Origin of the sequence: Novosphingobium sp. NPDC080210 (assembly GCF_050281025.1) — a bacterium.
GTDB lineage: Bacteria > Pseudomonadota > Alphaproteobacteria > Sphingomonadales > Sphingomonadaceae > Novosphingobium.
Window position 1 is genome coordinate 720,390 of sequence record NZ_JBNNWL010000001.1, and the last position, 21,683, is coordinate 742,072.

The window sequence follows — 21,683 nt, forward strand, 5'->3', positions numbered from 1 at the left end:
TCAGTCCGCCTTGCCGACGTAGGTACGCTCGTACACGTCGACAATGATGCGGGTGCCGCTGGCAATGTGCGGCGGAACCATGACGCGCACGCCATTGTCGAGCACGGCGGGCTTGTAGCTGGAAGAGGCGGTCTGGCCCTTCACCACGGCGTCGGCTTCAACGATGGTGGCTTCGACCTGTTCCGGCAGCTGGACCGAGATCGGACGCTCGTCATACATTTCCAGCAGAACGGTCATGCCGTCTTGCAGGAAGGCATCGGCGCCGCCCAGGAGGTCCTTGGGCAGGTTGATCTGGTCATAAGTTTCGGTGTCCATGAACACCAGGTCATCGCCCTCGGCATAGAGGAACTGGAAGTCCTTGGTGTCCAGGCGGACCTTTTCGACCGTGTCGGCGCTGCGGAAACGGACGTTGGTCTTGCGGCCATCGATCAGGTTCTTCATCTCGACCTGCATGAACGCGCCGCCCTTGCCGGGCTGGGTGTGCTGGGTCTTGGCGACTTTCCAGATGCCGCCTTCGTATTCGAGAATGTTGCCGGGACGGATGTCCACGCCGCTGATCTTGGCCATAATGCCTGCCTTCAAGGATGAGAAAGAATCCGGCCGTGCTGCCGGAAGGTCGCGCCCCTTACCGCGATGGGCGCTTTTGGGCAAGGTGTGGCGTGCCGGCAAAAGCGGTGCTACCAGACAGGACGATGCTGAAGTACGCCCTCCCCGCCCTGCTGCTGGCCGCTTCCGGCGCCGCGTTTGCCGTTCCCGGCGGCCCGATCGACGTTCTCGCCCCAGCGGCCTACGCCTGCGAAATGCCGGGCGATGCCACCAATGCCGCCGGCTACCGGGTGGACGATGAAAACTTCGCGATTGCGAATTCGACGTCCTACTTCACGCCCGAGGGGCGCGGCACTTACCTGCTGACCGGCGACTTGCTGGTCCTCACCAGCGGCCCCAAGAAGGGCAACCGCTATCGCCGCGCCAGCGATAATTTCCTGCGTAAGCTAGATGCACAGGGCAAGGACACAGCGCTGCGCTGCGTGCGCAAGGTGCTCAACAACACCAGCACCCCGGCCTGCGACGGAGCGGACGGGGAAAAGCTGGCCAGTTGCAAGAGCAAGGGGCCGGTCCGGCTGTAACGGGGACTTAAACCCGCACCACCGCCCGCCGCGTCCAGGCATAGAGCCCATGCACCGCCCCGGCAAAGATGACCAGGCCAGCCAGCTCCGCCAGCGGATTGCTCTCCAGCAAGGCCAATGCCTCCGGGCTACCCGTTCCAGCTGCAATCCCGGCGAAGGCCACGCCGAACAGGCTTTCGCCCACGATCAGGCCAGTCGCCGCCAGCACGCCCATGCGCTCCGCAAATTCCGGGTCAGACTGGCGCACGGCCCAGCGGTTGTAGAAATGACCGGCCAATGCCCCCAGCGGGATGAGCAAAGTCAGCGCCATCGGCAGGTAAATACCCATGCCCACGGCCAGCGGCGGCAAGCTGCGCTTGCCAGTCTTGCGCAGCACTTCGTCCACCGCAATCACTGCCGCGCCGATGGCTGCGCCCAGGCCGATCAAGCCCCAGTCGAGATTGCCGCCCAGCACCCCTTGCGCAATCGCGGTGATCAGCGCGGCCTGCGGTGCGGCCAAGGCATCCGGGCCCGCCCCCGGCGCTCCCTGAAAGCCGAAGGTGGTGTTGAGCAGGTCCAGGATCGGCGGAATCACCAGCGCGCCGAAAACGACACCCAGCACCAGCGCAACCTGCTGCCGCCACGGCGTCGCGCCGACCAGTTGCCCGGTCTTCAGGTCTTGCAGGTTGTCGTTGGAAATGGTCGCCACGCCAAAGATGATCGCGGTGACGAACAGGGCAAAGGCCACCAGCGCGCGGGTGCTCGCTTCATCCCCGCCCAGCCCGAACACGGCCACCAGGATCAGCGAAATGCCCAGACTGGAAAGGATGCCGACGCCGGAGATCGGACTGTTCGATGCCCCGATCAGCCCCGCCATGTAGCCACACACCGAAGCGATCACGATCCCGGCCAGCAGAACGTAAAGAATCGACAGCCCCAGCGTCGTGCCCAGAGCTGCCGCAATCGGTCCATCCGCAGCAAAGCCCGCCAGCAGCAGGCCAATCGGCACCATGGCGAGCAGGATCGTCCCGCCGACCACGCCGATCGGCAGGTCGCGCTCGGTGATGTCCAGCGCCGCGCCCTGCCCGCTCTTGCGCGCCTTGGCTGCGGCCAGCGCCCCGGCAATGCCCTTGCCGATCGGGCCGATCATTTTCAGCAGGGTCCAGATCGCCGCAACGCCGATAGTGCCAGCGCCGACAAAGCGGACCTTTTCGCGGAAAGTGGTGGAGACAAAGTCGGCCAGTTCGGTGCCAGCCGGCACGCCGCCCGCCGTGAAGATCGGCAGCAGCACGATCCAGCCGATGAACAGGCCCACCAGCATGGCCACGCCAACCGCCAGCCCGACCAGATGCCCAACCCCGATCAAAGCGAGCGAAAAGCTGGTCGACAGGGCCGTCGCGCCGCTGCCCAGCTTGACCACGGTCCCGGCCTCCTCAGCCACCAGCTTCATCTTGGCCAGCAGGGTGTATCCGGCAGAGAGCAGCGCGGCGAGGACGATGGCGGCCAGCCCCTTGCGGTTCTCTTGCGCGCCGCCCACCCCGGCGCCAACTTTCAGCACTTCGGCAGCAGCCACGCCTTCGGGATAGGGCAGGTCCGATCCGGTCACGAGGGCGCGGCGCAGCGGCACGGAGTACATAACGCCCAAGATTCCGCCCACCGCGATGACCGCGACCGATAGCCAATAGGGAAAGCCGGTCCACCACCCGATCATCACCAGACCGGGCAGAACAAAGATGATCGCCGATAGCGTCCCCGCCGCAGAGGCGATGGTCTGGACGATGTTGTTTTCCTGGATCGAGCTATCGGCAAAGGCCTTGAGCAAGGCCATCGAGATCACGGCCGCCGGGATCGAGGTGGCAAAGGTCAGCCCGATCTTCAGCCCCAGGTAAACGTTGGCCGCCGTGAACAGCACGGTCAGCAGCGCTCCCAGCAGAATTCCGCGCAGGGTCAGCTCGCGCGGGGCAGTCGTTCCAGTGGCCATGGCATCCTCCGTAACCCTAAAGGTGCCACAGCCGCCTGGTCCGCGAAACCCTAGCTCCCTTTGAGCAGGGGATAAGGATTGACCGGCTCACCCTGACCGTACCACGGGATTTCCGGGGCGACTTTCCAGATTGCAAAGTGCAGGTGCGGCGCGGCAGGATTGCCGTTGCCGCTATAGCCGACGCGCCCCAGCACTTCGCCCGCGCCCACCATGCGCCCCTCGCGCAGGTCAGGCGCATAGCTATCAAGGTGGGCATAGTAATAGATCGTGCGGCGATCCGCCGAGCGGACGTAGATCGTATTGCCGCCTTCGCGCGAGAGGAACAGCTTCTCCACCTTTCCGGGTGCGGCTGCCACCACATTCGTGCCCAGCGGTGCCATGATGTCGATGGCATCGTGCCGCCGTACGCCATTCGCCCGGGCCTGGCTGAACGTATCCGTCAGTTGCTCAGGTCGAATGCCGCTGACCGGGATCACGAGCGCAAAATCTCCGGCTCCGGCACTGGCGCTGGCTGGTGCTGGCGACGCACGCGGCGGCCCGGCCTCTGCCTGCCCAGGAGCGGTCTGCGCAGCGCTGACGGGCTGCGGGGAATCGCGGTGCAAGACCATCAGGCCGTTCAGCGCGCCGTTGCTGACGGCAACCAGCGCCAGCCACCCGACCGCCGATGTCGCAATCACACCCGCTGCAAGGCTTGCCGGATGAACCGCCCGCTTCATGGCTCACGCCTCGAACAGCAGTTCGGTCTGCTGCGAGACCATCTGCGCCAGCCGCGCCGCATCCCAGTTGGTCAGACGGACACAGCCATGGCTTTCCGCCCGCCCGATCGTTTCAGGGTGCGGGGTGCCGTGAATGCCATAGTGTTCCTTGCTGATGTCGATCCACACCACACCGACCGGATTGTTCGGCCCTGGCTTCAGCAAGGCCTTGTCTGATCCAGCCTTGGCATCCCAGAACAGGTCCGGGTTGTAGTGAAACTGCGGATTGAAATCCGTGCCCAGGATCTTCCACTGGCCCAGCGGCAGCGGATCGTGCTTTGACCCCATGGTCGCCGTATAGACCGCAATCAGGCGGTCCGCTGCATCATAGGCCTTGAGCGTACCCTTGGACTTGCTGACCACGACGCGTGCGGCGTGTGGCTGAGACGAAGCCACGCCCAGTGAAGTTAGGGTAGCGGCCCAGTCCGCCTCCTTCACCGCTCCCGGATCGACTCGGTCATTGCCGACGTTGGGCACGCGGATTTGCTGCCAGGCGGCAAACTGCGGCTGGCCCGGCTTTGGCACGCCGCCACCGGGGGGATTGAGTTCGCGCAGCACCTCGACGGTGGTGTGGAACCGCTCAGCCAGCTTTTCGTCGAGATTCTCGTGGCACAGGCAGTCAAGCCGCGCCTGCTCTTCCGGGTCTTCGGGAATTTCGGTGAAGGGACCATTGGCGAATTCGGGCGGGATAGTAACCAGCCGCGTGGCCGGAATGTTCGACCACTGGGCCAGCGCGCGGCGTGTTTCGGTGTCCAGCTTCCCGCTTTGCGGCAAGCCATTGGCTTCCTGGAAACCCATCAGCGCGTTGCGGGTGGAAAGGCCTTCCTTGCCGTCGATCACCCCCGGCGTGAAACCCAGCCGGTCAAGCACGACCTGCGCCTGCATCACGGGGCGCGGGCGGTCATCCGCAGCGCCCGGTTCGAGGGGAGTGCCCGGTGCCGGATCGCGCGCGGCAAAGGGATCGCGCTGAACCGCGGCGCTGGCATCGCCTGCCTCTGCGCTGGAACTGGCATTGGCGTCGCTGCCCTCTCCCGCAGGCTTGCACCCGCCCAGCAGCAGCGCTGCGGTCAGGGCGGAGGATAGGACAAACCTGGTTCGGACCATCGCGCAAAATCTCCCTTGCTGTGGGAGAGGCAACGCGAACAGGCGGAATTGGCTCCGCCGCGTGGGTCAGGCTGCGCCCAGCACCCGGTGGAACGCCTTGACGGCTTCTACTTCATCGCCGTTCCACACCGCGCCGGACACCGCAAGGAAATCGGCCCCCGCCTCGACCAGCGGCGCGCAGTTTTCCGGCGTGATCCCGCCAATGGCGACGCAGGGAATTTCCATCAGTTCCTGCCACCAGCTGAGCAGGTCCGGCTCGGCCCGGTGCTCGATCTGCTTGGTGGTGGTCGGGAAGAACGCGCCGAAAGCGACGTAGTCCGCCCCGGCCTCGCCCGCTTCCATCGCCAGGTGGCGGCTGTTGTGGCAGGTCACGCCGATCTGGGCATCGCGGCCCAGGCGCTGGCGGGCTTCCTCCACCGTGCCGTCGTCCTGCCCCAGATGCACCCCGTCCGCCTTGATCCGTTTGGCCAGACTGATGGAGTCGTTGACGATGAACGCCACTTCGCGCGCCGCGCAGATTTCCTGCAAGGGAGCGGCCAGACGCGCGGCCTCATGCTCGTCAATGTCCTTCACCCGGAACTGGAACGCGGCCACTGGCCCAGCATCCAGCGCGCGGGCAAGCCGTTCAGGGAAATTACCGCCCACGTCCAGCGGCGAAATCAGGTAGAGTTGGCAATCGGTCATGGCGGGCCTTTAGCCGCTTTGATCCGGTTCCGGAACCGTTCATCGCGCCGGGGCATTGTCTGGGCCATGAAAACCGCTCTTGCCCTAACCCCCATCGCCTTCCTGGCCGGATTGAGCGCCTGCGCGTCGATCCCGCCCGACAGTGACGGCATCGCCCGCGCCGGAATTGCGCAGACTGCCTATGTGAACGGTCCGAAAGTCACTCCGCTGGCCGTGATGGAAGACAGCCGCTGCCCTGTCCGCACGCAATGCGTCTGGGCCGGACAGGTGCGCATCCTGGCGCGGATCGAAACCGGAGCCGGATCGCAGACGACGGAAATGACCAGCGGCAAGCCGGTCTGGGTCATGAACGGCTTGCTTGAGCTGGTCGAAACCCGGCCGGACCGCGTGGCGGGCGCGCCGCCCATCGCCAGTACCGACTATACCTTTGGCTTCCGGTTTACGCCGGGAACTTAGGCCGTCTTCACGGTCGATCCGGTGTAGATCTGGTCAATGGCCTGGCCCAGCGCCGCGTCGAATTCCGCGTCGCTCATCTGGGCGCGCAGGTCTTCCAGCAGGGCGCGGCTGAAGCTGGCGATGATGCCGCGGTTCTTGGCCAGCTCGATGCAGGCTTCGGGGCGCTTGTAACCGCCCGACAGGGCAACGACGCGCAGCACCTTGGGATGATCGACCAGTGCGTCGAAGGTGCCCGGCTTCACCGGCAGCGACAGCTTGAGCATGACCTGCTGGCCTTCCGGCAGGGCATCGAGGTTCTTCAGGATCTCGTCGAGCAGGATCGCATCGCATTCGGCGCGGGTTTCGCTCTTGATGTTCACTTCCGGCTCGATGATCGGCATCATGCCGTGCGAGAGGACCTGCTGGCCCACTTCGAACTGCTGCTTGACCACGGCGGCAATGCCTTCGCGGTTGGCCGAATTGATGACCGAACGCTCCTTGGTGCCATAGACGCCCAGCGCCTTCGAACGGCTGAGCAGCGCATCCAGTTCCGGCATCGGCTTCATCAGCTGCACGCCGTTTTCCTCTGCCTCCAGCCCCTTGTCGATCTTGATGAAGGGAACGATGCCCTTTTCGATCAGGGCGGCGGGAACCGGCTTGCCGCCGGCGGTGCCGTCCATGGTCCGTTCGAACAGGATCGCGCCGATCACCTTGCTGCCGTCAAAGGCCGGCGAAGTAATGATCCGTTCACGCATGGCGTGGATCAGGTCGAACATTTCGGCTTCATTGGTCCAGGCATCTTCGCCGAGGCCATAGCCGGCAAGCGCCTTGGGCGTGGAACCGCCCGACTGATCGAGAGCGGCGATAAAGCCGTTTCCGGCGGCCATCTTTGCGGTCATGTCGGCAGTGTTCATCGGATGGTTCCCTGTCCTTGCATCATGATTTGCATACGTATGTAATGCGGCGCGCATAGCGGCGATGCTGCGTTGCCGCAACCTCGCCCGCGCGCTTTTCTTCAGACTGTCTGGAGCGCCACCACGCCCGGCAGCTGCTTGCCTTCCATCCATTCGAGGAAGGCACCGCCAGCGGTGGAAATATAGGTAAAGTCGTTCGCCACACCGGCATGGTTGAGCGCGGCGACCGTATCGCCCCCGCCCGCGACCGAGGTCAGCACGCCTTCCTTGGTCAGCGCGGCGGCAGAGCGCGCCAGGGCAACCGTGGCCGCATCGAACGGCTGGGTTTCAAACGCGCCCAGCGGGCCGTTCCAGACCAGGGTGCGGCAGGTCTTGAGCACGTCGGCCAAGGCCTCGACCGCCTGGGGGCCGACATCCAGGATCATCTCGTCCTCGGCCACTTCGTGCACGTTGCAGGTGCGCAAAGACGGCGGATTGGCAGCAAATTCCTTGGCCACTAACACGTCATACGGCAAGTGGACGGTGCAGCCGGACTTGTCAGCCGCGTCGAGGATGCCCTCTGCGGTTGCGGCAAGGTCATGCTCGCACAGCGACTTGCCCACGTTCACCCCGCGCGCGGCGAGGAAGGTATTGGCCATGCCGCCGCCGATGATCAGGTGATCGACCTGGGTAACGAGGTGGGTCAGCACGTCCAGCTTGGACGAAACCTTGGCCCCGCCGACCACGGCAGCGACCGGGCGGACCGGCTGACCCAGGGCGGCTTCCAGCGCCTTCAACTCCGCTTCCATCGAACGCCCGGCATAGGCGGGCAGCAAGTGGGCCAGCCCTTCGGTGCTGGCATGGGCGCGGTGCGCGGCGGAAAAGGCGTCGTTCACATAGATATCGCCATTGGCGGCAATTGCCTTGGCCAGTTCCGGGTCGTTCTTTTCCTCACCCTTCCAGAAGCGGGTGTTTTCCAGCATGGCGATGTCGCCGGGGCGCAGGATGCCGACGGCCTGTTCGACCACGGGGCCGGCCACTTCCGGCACGAACATCACTTCCTTGCCCAGCACGGCCTGGACCGCGTCCAAGGTCATCGAGACGGACATGGTCGAGACGCGTTCCCCCTTGGGCCGTCCGAAGTGGGCGAGCAGCAGGACCTTTGCGCCTTTTGCCGCCAGTTCCAGAATGGTCGGCGCCGAAGCCCGCACGCGCGTATCGTCGGTCACGGCCCCGTCCTGCATCGGCAGGTTCAGGTCCACGCGGACCAGCGCTACCTTGCCGGTCAGGTCACCAAGATCGTCGAGCGTGCGGAACTTCGTCATAGCCGTCTCCTGAGCGCAATCACCTCGCGCCCTCATCCGAACGTCACCCTGAACTTGTTTCAGGGTCCATTTTGCCGCCCGGCCCCGCCTTCTCGATGGAAAGCAGAGCCGAGCCGCACTTTGCCAATCCTCCCACCGGCGCTGCGGCACGATGGATGCTGAAACAAGTTCAGCATGACGGAATTGGTGGCAATTACGCTAAATTACAGCAGCTTGCCCATTGCGCCGGCCGTATCGACCATGCGGTTGGAGAAGCCCCATTCGTTGTCATACCAGCTCAGCACGCGCACCAGCTTGCCGTCGATCACAGCCGTTTCCAGGCTGTCGATGGTGCTGCTGTTCGGGCAGTGGTTGTAGTCGATCGAAACCAGCGGCTCGTCCGAGAAGCCGAGCACGCCCTTGAGCGGGCCTTCCGCCGCTGCCTTGAGCAGCGCGTTGACTTCTTCCTTGGTGGTGTCGCGCTTGGGCTGGAAGGTCAGGTCGACGACCGAGACGTTCGGGGTCGGCACGCGGATGGCCGAACCGTCCAGCTTGCCCTTCAGTTCGGGCAGCACTTCGCCCACGGCGCGGGCGGCGCCGGTGGTGGTCGGGATCATCGACATGGCAGCAGCGCGGGCGCGGCGCGGATCTTCGTGGATCTGGTCGAGGATCTTCTGATCGTTGGTATAGGCGTGGACCGTGGTCATCAGGCCGCGTTCGATACCGATGGCGTCGTTCAGCACCTTGGCAAAGGGTGCAAGGCAGTTGGTGGTGCACGAAGCGTTGGAAACGATGGTGTGGCCCGCTTCCAGCTTTTCGTGGTTCACGCCGTAAACGACGGTCAAGTCAACGTTCTTGCCCGGAGCCGAGATCAGCACCTTCTTGGCGCCAGCGGCCAGGTGCTTTTCGCACGACGCGCGGTCGGTGAAGAAGCCGGTGCATTCCAGGGCAATGTCCACGCCATTGGCGGCGTGCGGCAGGTTGGCCGGATCACGCTCAGCCGTAACATGGATGCGCTTGCCGTTGATGATCAGGTCGTTGCCATCGACTTCGACCGTGCCGCTGAACGGGCCATGGACGGAATCGCGCTGGAACAGCATGGCATTGGCCTTGGCCGAAGCCAGGTCGTTGATCGAAACCAGTTCGAGGTCATGGTCGGTACGCTCAAGAATAGCGCGTGCCACATTGCGCCCGATGCGCCCGAAACCGTTGATCGCAACCTTGATCGCCATGTCATTCTCCTTTGGAATACCACTGCCCGTTAGGGCCAAATCTCACTCGTTATGCGCCTAGACGGGCCTTGACCTGCGGAACGATGGCTTCTGCCGTCAGACCGAAATAGCTGTACAGCTGATCCGCCGGGGCCGAAGCGCCGAACCGGTCGATGCCGAAGCGCAGGCCGTCAAGCCCTGTGTAGCGCTCCCACCCGGTGGTGACGCCTGCCTCGATCGAAACCTTCAGCACGTCCGCAGGCAGGACATCGGCGCGATAGGCCGCGTCCTGGGCGTCGAACAGTTCGGTGCACGGCATCGAGACGACGTCCGCGCCAATTCCGGCGGCTTCCAACTCGGCGGCGCAGGCCACCGCGATTTCGACTTCGGAGCCTGTGGCAACCAGCACGACCTTGCGCGTCGCCTGGGCAGCGCGAAGGCGATAGCCGCCCTTGGCGCTGAGCATGCCGCCTTCTGCGCGCAGCTGCGGCAGGTTCTGGCGCGACAGGGCCAGGACCGACGGGGTGCCCTTGGCTTCCAGTGCTAGCGCCCAGCACTCCGCCGTTTCAACCACGTCGGCCGGGCGGAAAGTCAGCAGGTTCGGGATCAGGCGCAGCGACATCACGTGCTCGATCGGCTGGTGGGTCGGGCCGTCCTCGCCCAGGCCAATCGAATCGTGCGTCATCACATAGACGACCTGCGCGTGTTGCAGGGCCGACATGCGGATCGCATTGCGGCAATAGTCGGAAAAGACCAGGAAGGTTCCGCCGTAGGGAACCACGCCCCCATGCAGCGCCATGCCGTTCATCGCGGCTGCCATGCCGAATTCGCGGATGCCATAGTGCACGTGGCGGCCCGCATAGTCGCTGGCGCTGAACGTGGTGGTGGCCTTGGTCTTGGTCAGGTTCGAGCCGGTGAGGTCAGCCGAACCGCCGATCAGTTCGGGGAGACGCTCGGTCAGCGGACCCAGCGCCATTTCCGACGCCTTGCGCGAGGCAACCTTCTGCGGCTCTGCAATCAATCCGGCGATGTAATCGTCAATCGCCGAAGCAACGCGGCCTGCCAATCCGGCCTGGGCCGCTTCGAAAGCGGCGCGGCGCGGCGATGCGGCCAGGCGCTGTTCCCATTCCGCACGTGCGGCGGCACCCTTGGCACCCAGCGAGCGCCAGTCGGCCAGAATGTCAGCCGGAACCACGAACGGCTCCGCCGTCCAGCCCAGTGCCACGCGGGTCGCAGCGACTTCATCTCCGCCCAGTGGGCTGCCGTGGACCGAATGGCTGCCCGCCTTGTTCGGCGCGCCCTTGCCGATCACCGTCTTGCAGGCGACCAGCGACGGACGCGGATCGGCGGCGGCTTCGGCCAAGGCGCGTGCGATGTCGGCATAGTCATGCCCGTCGCAGCGGGTGACGTGCCAGCCGCTGGCGGCATAGCGCGCGGGAATATCCTCACAGGTCGACAGCGCGGTATCGCCGTCGATAGTGATGTTGTTATCGTCCCACAGGACGTTGAGCCGGCCCAGCTTCAGCGTGCCGGCCAGGCCGATCGCTTCGTGGTTGATGCCTTCCATCAGGCAGCCGTCACCCGCGATCACCCAGGTACGGTGATCGACCAGGTCGTCACCGTGCACGGCGTTGAGGTGGCGTTCGGCCATGGCCATGCCCACGGCCATGGCCAGACCCTGACCCAGCGGACCGGTGGTGCATTCCACGCCGTCCAGCTCGGTGTTTTCAGGGTGCCCGGCGCAGGGGCTGTGCAATTGGCGGAAATTGCGGATGTCGTCGATGGTCGGCGCGGCGTAACCGGTCAGGTGCAGCAGCGAATAGATCAGCATCGAGCCGTGACCGGCGGACAGGACGAAGCGGTCACGATCAGGCCACTTGGGCGCTGCCGGATCGAACTTCAGGAACTGGCTGTACAGCACGGTGGCAACGTCGGCCATACCCATCGGCATGCCAGGGTGACCGGAATTGGCCGCCTGGACCGCATCCATGGAAAGCGCGCGAATGGCATTGGCCATGGGCGCAAGGCGGTCGGGGCTGAGGCTCATCGGTTTTTGGCTCCTGGAGAAATGCAGGAAAGTGCCGCGATTCGGCGCGAAGCCTCCTTTGCGAAGGCATGGCCCCCCGTCAAGGCGGGCGGACCGGCCTTGTCTCGCAAAATGGGGGAAATGTGCGGTTCAAGACTTTGCGCCGACATGCCTTTGCGCTAGCCAGCCGCCATGAGCGAGGACCGCAGCAGCCGCGCGCTCGCGCGGATCGAACAGGCACTGGCCCGGATCGAGGCCGCTTCGCGCCGCCCGGCGACCGTGTCGGATGGCGCGGAACTGGCCGATCTGCGCGCGCGCCACGATCAGCTGCGCAGCGCAGTCGAGGAATCCCTCCAACAGCTCGACCAGCTGATCGAAAGCACGCAAGGATAGCCGCGATGAGCAATGTCTCGCTGCAAATCGGAGGCCGCTCCTACTCGGTAAACTGCGCGGCGGGCGAAGAAGAACACGTCACGCGCCTGGGCCAGGTCATTGACCAGAAGGTCCAGTCGATGGGCGGCGGCCACAACGAAGTGCGCCAGTTGCTGTTCGCGGCGCTGATCCTGGCCGATGAATTGCACGAAGCCCGCAGCGGCCATGCCCCGGCGCCCGCGCCTGCACCGCCCCCCGCCGCGCCGGATCACTCTGCCGCGCTGGAGGCGCTTGCCGACCGGCTTGAAAAATGCGCCACGGCCCTTGAGGGTTAGTGCGCCCTCGCCTATCTAGGAACGCGACGGGTACTGCCCGGTACGAACCGACAGAACATCCCTGAGGCTATAAGCAATCCAATGGGGGCTGTCCCTGGTCGGACCCTGGTCCGGCACATATGGTTCCCACCTGACGTTCAGGCGTCAGAGGATTTCCCGGCAACGGCCCATGGTGGTCCCGTCACCCATCCCTTCCCGGCCGGAGCCGCGCGTGATTGAAAAGAAGCAACTGCGCGCCGAACTGAAGCAGCGCCGCGCCGCCCATGTCGCCGCCATTCCCGAATTCCAGCGCGCCCTGCTGTTCCGCCGTCCGCCCGAGCCGGTCCTGAGCCTGGTCCCGGAAGGCGCGGTCATCTCGGTCTTTCACGAGATGGAAGGCGAAGTGCCCGCTTCCAACTATGCCCGCTGGTTCTTCGAGCGCGGCCACCGCATTGCCTTGCCCTGGTTTGCGGAGCGCGGCGCGCCGATGCAGTTCCGCGAATGGACCAATCCCTTTGTTGAGGACTTGCTGGAGCCGGACCCGTTCAAGGCCCTGCAACCCGCCGCCGATGCGCCGCTGCTGGTCCCTCAGGTGGTATTCTGCCCGCTGCTGGGCTTTACCAGCCAGGGCGGCAGGATCGGCTATGGCGCGGGTCATTTCGACCGCTGGCTGACCACCCATCCGCCCCATGCCGCAATCGGGCTTGCGTGGGACTGCCAGTTGGAAGAAAGCCTGCCAATCGAACCGCACGACGTGCCGCTGGATGCCGTCGTCACCCCCACCCGCATGTACGGACCGTTCTGATGCGCACCGAACCGACCTTTCGCATACCGCTTGGCATTCTGATCCTGTTTGCGGCGCTAATGGTCTATGGCGGACTGGTCGCGCGTTACGTCGCGCCGCTCATTTCCGATTGGCACGCGCTGGTGCAAACGCCGATCTATATCCTGCTCGGCGTGGTCTGGCTGCTGCCGCTGCGCCGCTTCATGATCTGGATGGAAACCGGCCGCTGGGGCTAAGCCCGACCGCGCCTCGATTCTGTCACCGCCCGCCGAACTTGTTTCGGCATCCATTGTGCCATAAACTCCCCACCTGGAGCACAGGTGACGGGAGAGACTATGAAGCGGAAGCTGTTGCTGGCGGCGGGCGTGCTGATCCTGGCTGCTGCGGGCCTTGCCCTGTTCGGACGCGGCTGGCTGGCCGAGCGTGCCTTTCAGAGCGCCCTGGACAAGAGCGTCGGCGTCGATCAGACCGCCGCTTTTGCCGATGGCCTGCACCTCTATGTCTGCGGCTCGGGATCGCCCATGCCCGATGCGAACCGCGCAGGTCCGTGCCTGGCAGTGCTGGCCGGCCAGCAGGCTTTCGTGTTCGACGCCGGTTCCGGTTCGATCCGCAAGTTGCAGCGCATGGGCTTTCCCATGCCGCGCTTGCAAGCCGCTTTCCTCACCCATCTCCATTCGGACCATATCGACGGCCTGGGCGAACTGCTGCTTCAGGCCTGGGTGGCCGGTGGTCGCTCTGCCCCGCTGCCGGTCTATGGTCCTGCCGGGACCGACAAGGTCATCAGCGGCCTGCGCAGCGCTTACGAAATCGACGAGGGCTACCGCGTGGCGCACCACGGCCCCAAAGTGGTCCATCCGGGCGGGTTTGGCGGTGCGGAGCAGATCATTACCCTGCCAGACGGCACCGACAGCCAGGTCGTCTATGACCGGGGCGGCGTGAAGATCACGGTCATCCGGGTCAACCACGCGCCGGTCGAACCGGCCTTTGGCTATCGTATCGATTACAAGGGCCGCTCCATCGCGCTGTCCGGCGACACGGTCTATTCGCCCACATTCACCGCCGCCGCCAAAGGCGCGGACCTGATGCTGCACGAAGCGCTCAACAAGAAGATGGTTGCCGCCCTGGGCGAAAAGCTGGGTGAGCGCGGCCAGGCAGCCAACGCGCAGATCATGAAGGACATCCAGAACTATCACGCCAGCCCGGAAGACGCCGCGCGCTCTGCCCGGGAAGCAGGTGTTCAGGCGCTGGTCCTTTATCACCTCGTCCCGGCCCCGCCGGTGCGCCTGATCGAGCCGATGTTCCTGGGCGATGCGCCGAAGGTTTTCAGCGGCACCCTGCGCCTGGCTGACGACGGCATGCTGATCCACTTGCCCGCGTCGAGCAAGGCAGTGGAATTCACTTCAGCGTTTTAGGAAAATCCCCAAGTGGCGCGAGTGACGGGGCTCGAACCCGCGACCTTCGGCGTGACAGGCCGACACTCTAACCAACTGAGCTACACCCGCGCAGCCACTTGGGAGACGCGCCTCTAGGCTGGAGCGCTGGGGCTGTCAACAGCCTTCGCGCAAGATTTAAAAAGCTTTTGCAAATAGCTTTGGTAACCATCGAAAAGCACCGCTTTCCGGGCCGATCCGGGCTGTCACACAGAAAAATCGCAGATCGCGTTAACCATTTGTTTGCCCGGTTTTGCGACCACGAGCCTCGCTTCGAGGGGAAGCGAAGAATTTTCAGGGGCTCAAATTCCATGTCGATCCGCCGCACCATTGCCAAGCTGGTCTGCGCCCTGGCGCTTGCCGCACCGGTCATTGCCACTGCCGCGCCGCTGGTCGCGCTGGATAGCGACGTGTTCATCGAACGATTCGTCCCCAACAAGGGCCGCCTGCTGCAACCGGCCAGCGCCCTGAAGCGCGGCGACCGCGTGGTCTATATCGTCAGCTGGACGCGCATGGGCGGCGCGGGCGGCTTCACCGTGACCAATCCCCTGCCCCGCCAGGTCTATTTCCAGGGCAGCGCCGATGGACGGGAGGAAGTTTCCGTCGACGGCGGACGCACCTGGGGCAAGCTCGAATCGCTCCGCGTCGGATCGCGCCTGGCCACGGCGGAAGACGTGACTCACGTGCGCTGGAAGGTCCCCGCCACCGAAGCCGCGCGCGGCACCGGGCAGATCACCTACAGCGCCATCGTGCGCTAGGTAAAAAAATTCCCGTCATTGCGAGGAGCGCAGCGACGAAGCAATCCAGGGCCGCGCAAACCGCCCTGGATTGCTTCGCTGCGCTCGCAATAACGACTAAGCCGTGCTCGCAATGACGAGTTCAGTCCGCCAGCAACAGCACCGGCGTTTCGATCAGCAGCTTGAGCGCCTGGACGAAGCTTGCCGCATCCCAGCCATCGACCACACGGTGATCGCAGCTGATCGACACGTTCATCAGCTTGCGCTTTTCAATCCGCTCCCCGCCCATGCCATCGGGCACGAACATCGGCCGCTCGACAATGCGGTTCGGCCCGATGATCGCCACTTCGGGCCGGTTGATCACGGGCGTCGTCGCCACCCCGCCCAAGGGGCCGAGCGATGTGATCGTCAGGGTTGAACCGGACAGCTCCTCGCTTTTCGCCGAGCCGCTGCGCGCCGCTTCCGCCAGGCGCACGATCTCGCTTGCGAGTTGCCACAGGTTCTTGTCCTGCGCATCGCGGATCACCGGCACCATCAGCCCGCCATCGGTCTGGGTCGCCATGCCCAGATGCACCGCGCCATAGCGCTGGACCACACCCGCTTCGTCATCATAGCGCGCATTGAGCATCGGGAAGTCCGGCAGGGTTCGGCAAATCGCCGCAATCAGCAGCGGCAGCATGGTCAGCTTGGGTCGGTTGCCGCGCGCCGCGTTCAACTGCGCGCGCATTTCCTCCAGCGCGGTGACATCGCATTCCTCGACATAGGAGAAGTGGGGAATGTTGCGCTTGGACGCGGCCATGTTCTCGGCAATGCGGCGACGCAGGCCGATGACCTTCACCGTCTGGTCCACGCCCCTGGCGCCTGCCGGACGGAATCCACCAGCGGCGTTATAGGCCAGGAAAGCGTCGAGATCGGAATGCCGTACGCGGCCATCCTCGGCGGGTTTGACCTGGGCCAGATCAATGCCCAGTTCCGCCGCACGGGCGCGTACCGCAGGACTGGCGAGGACCTTGGCGTGAGAAACCGCCCCTGCCACCGCTCGCCCTGAGCTTGTCGAAGGGCTGCTTTCCAGCGGTTGCGAAACGGCTTCGACAGGCTCAGCCTGAGCGGGTTCTGGTGCGGCCTGCGGTGTCTCGACTTCGCTCGACACGAACGGTTGGGGTTTTGGTGCCGGTTCGGGTGCCGGAACCGGCTCCTCAACAACCAGATCATCCCCATCGGTTTCGATCACCACCAAGGGCGAGCCGATGGCGATCATGTCGCCCTCCGCCCCGGCCACCGACACGACCACGCCGGTCACCGGGCTTTCCATCTCGACCGTCGCCTTGTCAGTCATCACGTCGGCGATCTTGCCGTCTTCCTCGACCCGGTCGCCCACCTTGACGTGCCAGGCGACGATTTCAGCCTCGGCAATGCCTTCGCCGATGTCGGGAAGGTTGAACGTAAACTTGCCCATAGTCTTACGCTTTCAAAAGCCGGTCCACCGCCTCGCCAATGCGGACGGGTCCGGGGAAATAGGCCCATTCCAGGCTGTGCGGATAGGGTGTGTCAAAGCCGGTTACGCGCTCGATCGGCGCTTCCAGGTGATAGAAGCAGCGTTCCTGCACCAGGGCGGAAAGTTCCGCACCAAAGCCGCCGGTCCGCGTCGCTTCGTGCACGATCAGACATTTCCCGGTTTTCTGCACAGACTTTTCCACAGTCGCTATGTCGAGCGGGACCAGGGTGCGCAGGTCGATGATTTCGGCGTCGACGCCCTTCTCTGCCAGCACCGCCTCGGCCACGTGGATCATCGTGCCATAGGCAAGGACAGTCAGCGCCTCCCCTTCCCGCACCACGCGGGCCTTGCCCAGCGGGATGCGGTAATAGCCTTCCGGAACAACCGAGCCTTCGTGCTTGGCCCAGGGCTCGACCGGCTTGTCGTAATAGCCGTTGAACGGGCCGTTGTAGATGCGCTTGGGTTCGAAGAAGATCACCGGATCGTTGTCTTCAATCGCGGCGATCAGCAGGCCCTTGGCATCGTGGGGCGTGCTTGGAATGACGGTTTTCAAGCCGGCGACATGGGTGAACAGCGCCTCGGGGCTCTGGCTATGGGTCTGCCCGCCAAAGATCCCGCCCCCGAACGGTGAGCGCACGGTGATCGGCGCCGTGAATTCGCCCGCCGAGCGGTAGCGCAGCCGCGCCGCTTCAGAGATCAGCTGATCCAGCCCCGGGTAGATATAGTCGGCAAACTGGATTTCCGGCACCGGGCGCAGGCCATAGGCCCCCATTCCCACAGCCGCGCCGATGATCCCGCATTCGTTGATCGGCGTGTCGAACACGCGGGTCTTGCCGTATTTCTTCTGCAAGCCCGCCGTGGCGCGGAACACCCCGCCGAAATAGCCGACATCCTCGCCAAAGACGACGACATTGGGATCGCGCTCCATCATCACGTTCAGCGCGTTGTTGATCGCCTCGATCATGTTGAGCCGCTTGGTCGGGGCCTGGGCAAGCGAAAGCGGCGCTTCTTCCAGCGACATCATTCGTACTCCTTCCAGGTGGGCCATTTGATGCGGCGTTCGCGGATCGCCTGTTCGGCCTGTTCCTGCAGGTTCCAGGGCAGTTCCTCGAACACGTCTTCGAACATGGTGTGGAACGGATGATGCAGGCCGTGGCCCAGGATGCCGTTCTTTTCGGCTTCCTTGGTCGCGGCCTTGACCTGTTCGGCCAGTTCCAGGTCCATTGCCTCGTGCTGCTGCACCGACCATTCGCCCAGCGCGATCAGATGGCGCTTGAGCCTGGTGATCGGATCGCCCAGCGGCCATTCGTCACGCTCCTGCGCAGAGCGATAGGCGCTGGGATCGTCCGACGTGGAGTGGCCTTCGGCGCGGTAGGTAAAGTGCTCGATCAGGGTCGGCCCCTTGTTCGCCCGCGCCCGGTTCGCCGCCCAGCGCATAGCGGCATAGACTGCCAGGGCATCGTTCCCGTCGACCCGCAGCCCGGCAATGCCATAGCCAATCGCCTTGGCCGCAAAGGTGGAGCGTTCGCCCCCGGCAAAGCCGGAGAAGCTGGAAATGGCCCACTGGTTGTTGACGATGTTGAACACCACTGGCGCGTTGAACACCGTGGCAAAGGTGAAGGCAGCGTGGGCATCGCCCTCTGCGCTCGACCCTTCGCCGATCCAGGTCGCGGCGATTCGGTTGTCGCCCTTTATCGCGCTGGCCATGGCCCAGCCTGCGGCCTGCGGATACTGCGTCGCCAGGTTGCCGCTGATGGTGAAGAAGCTGTGTTCGCGGCTGGAGTACATGATCGGCAGCTGCCGGCCCTTCAGCTTGTCCGCCCGGTTGGAGTAGATCTGGTTGATCATCTCGACAATCGGATAGCCGCGCGCGATCAGGATGCCCTGCTGGCGATAGCTGGGGAACACCATGTCGTCGTCAGCCAGAGCAAAGGCAGAGGCCACGCTGGTCGCCTCTTCGCCGGTGCACTTCATGTAGAAGCTGGTCTTGCCCTGGCGCTGGCCGCGATACATCCGATCGTCAAAAGCGCGGGTCAGCGCCATGACGCGCAGCATCCGGCGCAGGGTTTCGGGATCGAGCTTCGGGTCCCAGGCTCCGACCGCGCGGTGATCCTCGTCCAAGACGCGAATCAGACCGTGGCACAGGGGATGCGTCTCCTTGGTCGCGCAGGCCTCGTCCGGGCGCGGAAAGGCTCCGGCCGGCGGGATCTCGAGAAAGGAATAGTCGACCGGATCGCCCGGACGGAACGGCGGTTCTGGAACGTGCAAGCGAAGCGGCGGCAGGTTTCCGCCAGAGCCTTCTGCACTGTCCGGCACATGGGCCATGATGCGCTCTCCCGCTTCCCGGTGCCACCATGGCGATTGGAAGCATATTTTAGATGCGCGACATATTATTTCAAACTGGTTACATCGTCAACTAAACCGCGACGGGTGCGGCGATATGCGATTGGGGCGCATAATCCGCCACTTCAAAGTCCTCGATCCGGTAATCGAACATGGATTCCGGGCGACGTTTTATAACAAGATTACCGCCGCCCGATGGTTCCCGCGCCAGCTGCGCTTCGACCAGTTCGCCGTGGTTGAGGTAAAGGTGCGTGTCCCCGCCCATCCAGACCAGTTCGCCCGGTTCCAGATCGCATTGCTGCGCCAGCATCCGGGTGAACAGTGCCGCGCCGAACAGATTGAAGGGCAGGCCCAGGGCAACGTCGCAGCTGCGCTGATAGAGCAGGCAGTTGAGCCGCCCGCCCCCGACATGGAACTGATAGGTCTTGTGGCACGGCGGCAGGGCCATCCGGTCCAGCTCCGCCACGTTCCAGCCTTCGACGATATGGCGGCGGCTTCCGGGATTGGTGCGCAGGCTGTCCACCACCTGCTGGACCTGGTTGATTCCCGGACCGGTGCGGAACAACCCGTCGCCCGCAGGTTCGTAGGTCGGCCAATCGACCCATTGCTTGCCGTAGACCGGGCCAAGGTCGCCCCACTGGGCGGCGAAAGCCTCGTCCCCGACAATGCGGGCGGCGAATTCCTCGACACTCAGGTAATCGCCCGTCTGCTTGACGTAGTTGGCGTGGGGCCATTCGTTCCAGATCTTCACGCCCTGCTGCACCAGCGGGCGGATGTTGGTTTCCCCGGTCAGGAACCACAGGAATTCGCGCGCGGCGGTTTTCCAGTAGACTCGCTTGGTGGTCACCAGCGGCATCGCCCCGCCCGACAGGTCAAAGCGAATCTGCGCCCCGAACACGGCTCGGGTGCCAACGCCGGTACGGTCGATCCGCTCGTCGCCCTGTTCCCAGATGCGCCGCATCAGATCGAGATACTGCCATTCCCAGTGATTTTCGCGCCGGGAATCGAGGGGAGTCGCCGTATAAGCCATGAAATAACGTTAGCGGCGAGAATGCCCGCTTGCCACCCGTGGAATCGCTGACTATAGGCGCGCTCCTGCCTTGGGCTCCCATCGGGGGCTCACGATCGGTCGGGGAATAGCTCAGCCTGGTAGAGCACTGTCTTCGGGAGGCAGGGGCCGGAGGTTCGAATCCTCTTTCCCCGACCAAATCGCTTTTCAAGCTTGTATCGTTGAACACTTATGAGTGACTCTCGCCTTACGCTGCTTGAAGCGATTTCCCGCCGGATGCTGGTGGAGGCGCAGTACAATGGCGCCACGATCCGGCTGGCCCCTCACCTGATGTTCGAACGCCATGGCGACCTGTTCGTGGCCGCGCTGAACCTGGGCAAGACCTGGCGCAGCGACGAGGAGCCGCGCCTGGGCCAGTTCAAGCTGGCCGGGCTGAACGACACCCGCCTGATCGAGGAAGAGTTCGAGCCGCTACCAGGCTACAATCCGCAGCCGCCGCGCGAAACCGACGTTGCGGTTCTCTCGGTCTAGGCACGGGCCCTTCCACTCGAACAATCCGCCAGGCCAGCGCGGGCCAGCTGCGCCATCCGCTTGTCCCGCCCATAGATGTCGGGGAACATGGCAAAGGTGCCATCCGCTTTCGTCCCCGCCGTGAAATAGGCGATGTAGACCGGAACCGGCTGCGCCAGCGAAATCGTGACCGAACGGTTCGAAGCCACGATCGCATCGATCTCGGCCCGCGTCCTTGTCCCTTGCAGCAGGTTTTCGGCCAGACCCAGGGCATCGCCGACCCGCACGCAGCCGTGGCTGAAAGCGCGCTCTTCGCGCTCGAACAGGTCGCGGCTCGGGGTGTCGTGCAGATAGACGCTGTAGCGATTCGGCATGACCAGCTTCATCCGGCCCAGTGCATTCTGCGGCCCGGGCTTTTGCCGGACGGAACCGCCGCTCCAGACATAGCCCCGCGCCCGCGCCGTGGCCGGGCTGCGGCGAATCAGGCTGCCGACGCTTTCCCGCACGATGTTGTTCGGCACGTTCCACCAGGGGTTGAGGTTCACGCCGGTGACCATGGCGGAGAACACCGGAGTCGGGCTGGAAACCTTGCCCGTGATCACCCGCCAGGTGCCCAGGCGCTGCCCGCCGCGCCAGCGCACCGCCTCAAACGCAGCCGTGTTCACCAGCAGATAGTCCGGCCCCAGCGCCAGCGGCATCCAGCGCCAGCGTTCCATGTTGTGGGCAATCACTTGCCGTTTCGCCGGGTCCGTTTCCGCGCGGTAAGCATCGCGCAGGACCGCATAGTCCGGATGCTGGGGGCGCTGTCCGGCGAAGAAATCGTCGATCCGTCCCGCGGCCAGCGCGACTGCCAGTTGCCCGCGCAGGTCGATGCTGCGATCGGTATCGGCAATGCCCCAGCCCGCGCGCTCTGCGGCTGACGAAGCGCCAAGCAAGTGCATCTGCGCCAGCCTGAGCGCCAGATCGCTGGCCGCCTGGTCGACCTCTGCCGGATTGCCACCCGCAATCGCCCGCTCAAGCGCCGAGTTGTCTGGCCGGGGCAAAGCGTCATCCGGGGCGGCAGAAACCCAGCTGCGCAGCTGCGACAGGCTTTGCCGAGTCCAGTTCTGGGCTGGCTGCTGGGCCTGGGTTCCCGCCCCCAGCAGTGCAATCAACGCAAACAGGACACGGCTCGACCGCATAAACGCTCC

General features: G+C 64.5%; 23 protein-coding genes and 2 tRNA genes. 10 read left to right on the forward strand and 15 right to left on the reverse strand.

What is annotated here, in order from left to right; translation table 11 throughout:
- The gene (efp, locus tag ACQKOE_RS03455) at positions 1-567 is read right to left on the reverse strand and encodes an elongation factor P (RefSeq protein ID WP_374588013.1); all 567 of its coding nucleotides are present in this window, start codon (positions 565-567) and stop codon (positions 1-3) included.
- 125 nt (positions 568-692) lie between these two features.
- Here efp and ACQKOE_RS03460 point away from each other — a divergent pair, with 125 nt between their 5' ends.
- The gene (locus ACQKOE_RS03460; protein ID WP_427511570.1) at positions 693-1,127 is read left to right on the forward strand and encodes an elongation factor P; all 435 of its coding nucleotides are present in this window, start codon (positions 693-695) and stop codon (positions 1,125-1,127) included.
- Positions 1,128-1,134: 7 nt separating this feature from the next.
- Here the strand turns inward: ACQKOE_RS03460 and ACQKOE_RS03465 are convergent, their stop codons facing one another.
- From ACQKOE_RS03465 to thiE, 4 genes are all read right to left on the reverse strand, one after another.
- Positions 1,135-3,087, reverse strand: a complete 1,953-nt coding sequence (locus ACQKOE_RS03465) for an OPT family oligopeptide transporter (protein ID WP_427511571.1) — start codon at positions 3,085-3,087, stop codon at positions 1,135-1,137.
- A gap of 50 nt (positions 3,088-3,137) precedes the next feature.
- A complete protein-coding gene (locus tag ACQKOE_RS03470) occupies positions 3,138-3,803 on the reverse strand; it encodes a M23 family metallopeptidase (protein WP_427511572.1) in 666 nt (221 codons plus the stop codon).
- A 3-nt stretch (positions 3,804-3,806) separates the two neighbouring features.
- Entirely contained in the window at positions 3,807-4,946 is a 1,140-nt protein-coding gene (locus ACQKOE_RS03475; RefSeq protein ID WP_427511573.1) for a L,D-transpeptidase family protein, read from the reverse strand.
- A gap of 66 nt (positions 4,947-5,012) precedes the next feature.
- Positions 5,013-5,630: a thiamine phosphate synthase gene (thiE, locus tag ACQKOE_RS03480; RefSeq protein ID WP_427511574.1), complete on the reverse strand. Its 618-nt coding sequence runs from the start codon at positions 5,628-5,630 to the stop codon at positions 5,013-5,015.
- A 66-nt stretch (positions 5,631-5,696) separates the two neighbouring features.
- Here thiE and ACQKOE_RS03485 point away from each other — a divergent pair, with 66 nt between their 5' ends.
- Positions 5,697-6,086 carry a hypothetical protein gene (locus ACQKOE_RS03485; protein WP_427511575.1) on the forward strand — a complete coding sequence of 130 codons (390 nt, stop codon included), beginning with the start codon at positions 5,697-5,699 and terminating at the stop codon, positions 6,084-6,086.
- Here the strand turns inward: ACQKOE_RS03485 and ACQKOE_RS03490 are convergent.
- From ACQKOE_RS03490 to tkt, 4 genes are all read right to left on the reverse strand, one after another.
- On the reverse strand, positions 6,083-6,979 hold the full coding sequence (locus tag ACQKOE_RS03490; protein ID WP_427511576.1) for a fructose bisphosphate aldolase: 897 nt from the start codon (positions 6,977-6,979) through the stop codon (positions 6,083-6,085). The genes ACQKOE_RS03485 and ACQKOE_RS03490 overlap by 4 nt on opposite strands.
- Before the next feature lie 101 nt (positions 6,980-7,080).
- Positions 7,081-8,283, reverse strand: coding sequence for a phosphoglycerate kinase (locus tag ACQKOE_RS03495; RefSeq protein WP_427511577.1), 1,203 nt, complete (start codon positions 8,281-8,283; stop codon positions 7,081-7,083).
- Positions 8,284-8,486: 203 nt separating this feature from the next.
- Positions 8,487-9,494, reverse strand: a complete 1,008-nt coding sequence (gene gap, locus ACQKOE_RS03500) for a type I glyceraldehyde-3-phosphate dehydrogenase (RefSeq protein ID WP_427511578.1) — start codon at positions 9,492-9,494, stop codon at positions 8,487-8,489.
- 49 nt (positions 9,495-9,543) lie between these two features.
- Complete coding sequence (gene tkt, locus ACQKOE_RS03505) at positions 9,544-11,520, reverse strand: transketolase (protein ID WP_427511579.1); 1,977 nt, start codon at positions 11,518-11,520, stop codon at positions 9,544-9,546.
- Positions 11,521-11,691: 171 nt separating this feature from the next.
- Here tkt and ACQKOE_RS03510 point away from each other — a divergent pair, with 171 nt between their 5' ends.
- From ACQKOE_RS03510 to ACQKOE_RS03530, 5 genes are all read left to right on the forward strand, one after another.
- Entirely contained in the window at positions 11,692-11,892 is a 201-nt protein-coding gene (locus tag ACQKOE_RS03510) for a hypothetical protein (protein WP_427511580.1), read from the forward strand.
- Positions 11,893-11,897: 5 nt separating this feature from the next.
- Entirely contained in the window at positions 11,898-12,206 is a 309-nt protein-coding gene (locus ACQKOE_RS03515) for a cell division protein ZapA (RefSeq protein WP_427511581.1), read from the forward strand.
- Positions 12,207-12,417: 211 nt separating this feature from the next.
- Entirely contained in the window at positions 12,418-12,990 is a 573-nt protein-coding gene (locus ACQKOE_RS03520; RefSeq protein ID WP_427511582.1) for a 5-formyltetrahydrofolate cyclo-ligase, read from the forward strand.
- Positions 12,990-13,205 (forward strand): DUF2842 domain-containing protein, encoded by a 216-nt coding sequence (locus tag ACQKOE_RS03525; protein WP_374588040.1) that lies wholly within the window; start codon positions 12,990-12,992, stop codon positions 13,203-13,205. The genes ACQKOE_RS03520 and ACQKOE_RS03525 overlap by 1 nt, the downstream gene beginning before the upstream one ends.
- Positions 13,206-13,304: 99 nt before the next feature.
- A complete protein-coding gene (locus ACQKOE_RS03530; RefSeq protein WP_427511583.1) occupies positions 13,305-14,381 on the forward strand; it encodes an MBL fold metallo-hydrolase in 1,077 nt (358 codons plus the stop codon).
- A gap of 13 nt (positions 14,382-14,394) precedes the next feature.
- Here ACQKOE_RS03530 and ACQKOE_RS03535 read toward each other — a convergent pair.
- Positions 14,395-14,471 (reverse strand) — tRNA-Asp (locus ACQKOE_RS03535).
- 239 nt (positions 14,472-14,710) lie between these two features.
- Between ACQKOE_RS03535 and ACQKOE_RS03540 the strand changes: the two genes are divergently transcribed.
- Positions 14,711-15,157: a hypothetical protein gene (locus ACQKOE_RS03540; RefSeq protein WP_374588044.1), complete on the forward strand. Its 447-nt coding sequence runs from the start codon at positions 14,711-14,713 to the stop codon at positions 15,155-15,157.
- A 121-nt stretch (positions 15,158-15,278) separates the two neighbouring features.
- Here ACQKOE_RS03540 and ACQKOE_RS03545 read toward each other — a convergent pair whose 3' ends face one another.
- The 4 genes from ACQKOE_RS03545 to thyA all read right to left on the reverse strand — a co-directional run bounded on the left by ACQKOE_RS03545 (position 15,279) and on the right by thyA (position 20,004).
- Positions 15,279-16,592, reverse strand: coding sequence for a dihydrolipoamide acetyltransferase family protein (locus tag ACQKOE_RS03545; RefSeq protein ID WP_427511584.1), 1,314 nt, complete (start codon positions 16,590-16,592; stop codon positions 15,279-15,281).
- A gap of 4 nt (positions 16,593-16,596) precedes the next feature.
- On the reverse strand, positions 16,597-17,652 hold the full coding sequence (locus tag ACQKOE_RS03550; protein ID WP_427511585.1) for an alpha-ketoacid dehydrogenase subunit beta: 1,056 nt from the start codon (positions 17,650-17,652) through the stop codon (positions 16,597-16,599).
- The gene (locus ACQKOE_RS03555; RefSeq protein ID WP_427511586.1) at positions 17,652-18,956 is read right to left on the reverse strand and encodes a 3-methyl-2-oxobutanoate dehydrogenase (2-methylpropanoyl-transferring) subunit alpha; all 1,305 of its coding nucleotides are present in this window, start codon (positions 18,954-18,956) and stop codon (positions 17,652-17,654) included. The genes ACQKOE_RS03550 and ACQKOE_RS03555 overlap by 1 nt, the downstream gene beginning before the upstream one ends.
- 91 nt (positions 18,957-19,047) lie before the next feature.
- Positions 19,048-20,004 carry a thymidylate synthase gene (gene thyA / locus ACQKOE_RS03560; RefSeq protein WP_427511587.1) on the reverse strand — a complete coding sequence of 319 codons (957 nt, stop codon included), beginning with the start codon at positions 20,002-20,004 and terminating at the stop codon, positions 19,048-19,050.
- A 100-nt stretch (positions 20,005-20,104) separates the two neighbouring features.
- Here thyA and ACQKOE_RS03565 point away from each other — a divergent pair.
- Positions 20,105-20,181, forward strand: a tRNA-Pro gene (locus tag ACQKOE_RS03565).
- A gap of 33 nt (positions 20,182-20,214) precedes the next feature.
- Complete coding sequence (locus ACQKOE_RS03570; RefSeq protein WP_427511588.1) at positions 20,215-20,514, forward strand: hypothetical protein; 300 nt, start codon at positions 20,215-20,217, stop codon at positions 20,512-20,514.
- On the opposite strand, the gene ACQKOE_RS03575 is transcribed toward ACQKOE_RS03570, so the two are convergent.
- Positions 20,511-21,674 carry a L,D-transpeptidase family protein gene (locus tag ACQKOE_RS03575; protein WP_427511589.1) on the reverse strand — a complete coding sequence of 388 codons (1,164 nt, stop codon included), beginning with the start codon at positions 21,672-21,674 and terminating at the stop codon, positions 20,511-20,513. The two genes, ACQKOE_RS03570 and ACQKOE_RS03575, sit on opposite strands and share 4 nt — an antisense overlap.
- Positions 21,675-21,683 lie beyond the last annotated feature (9 nt).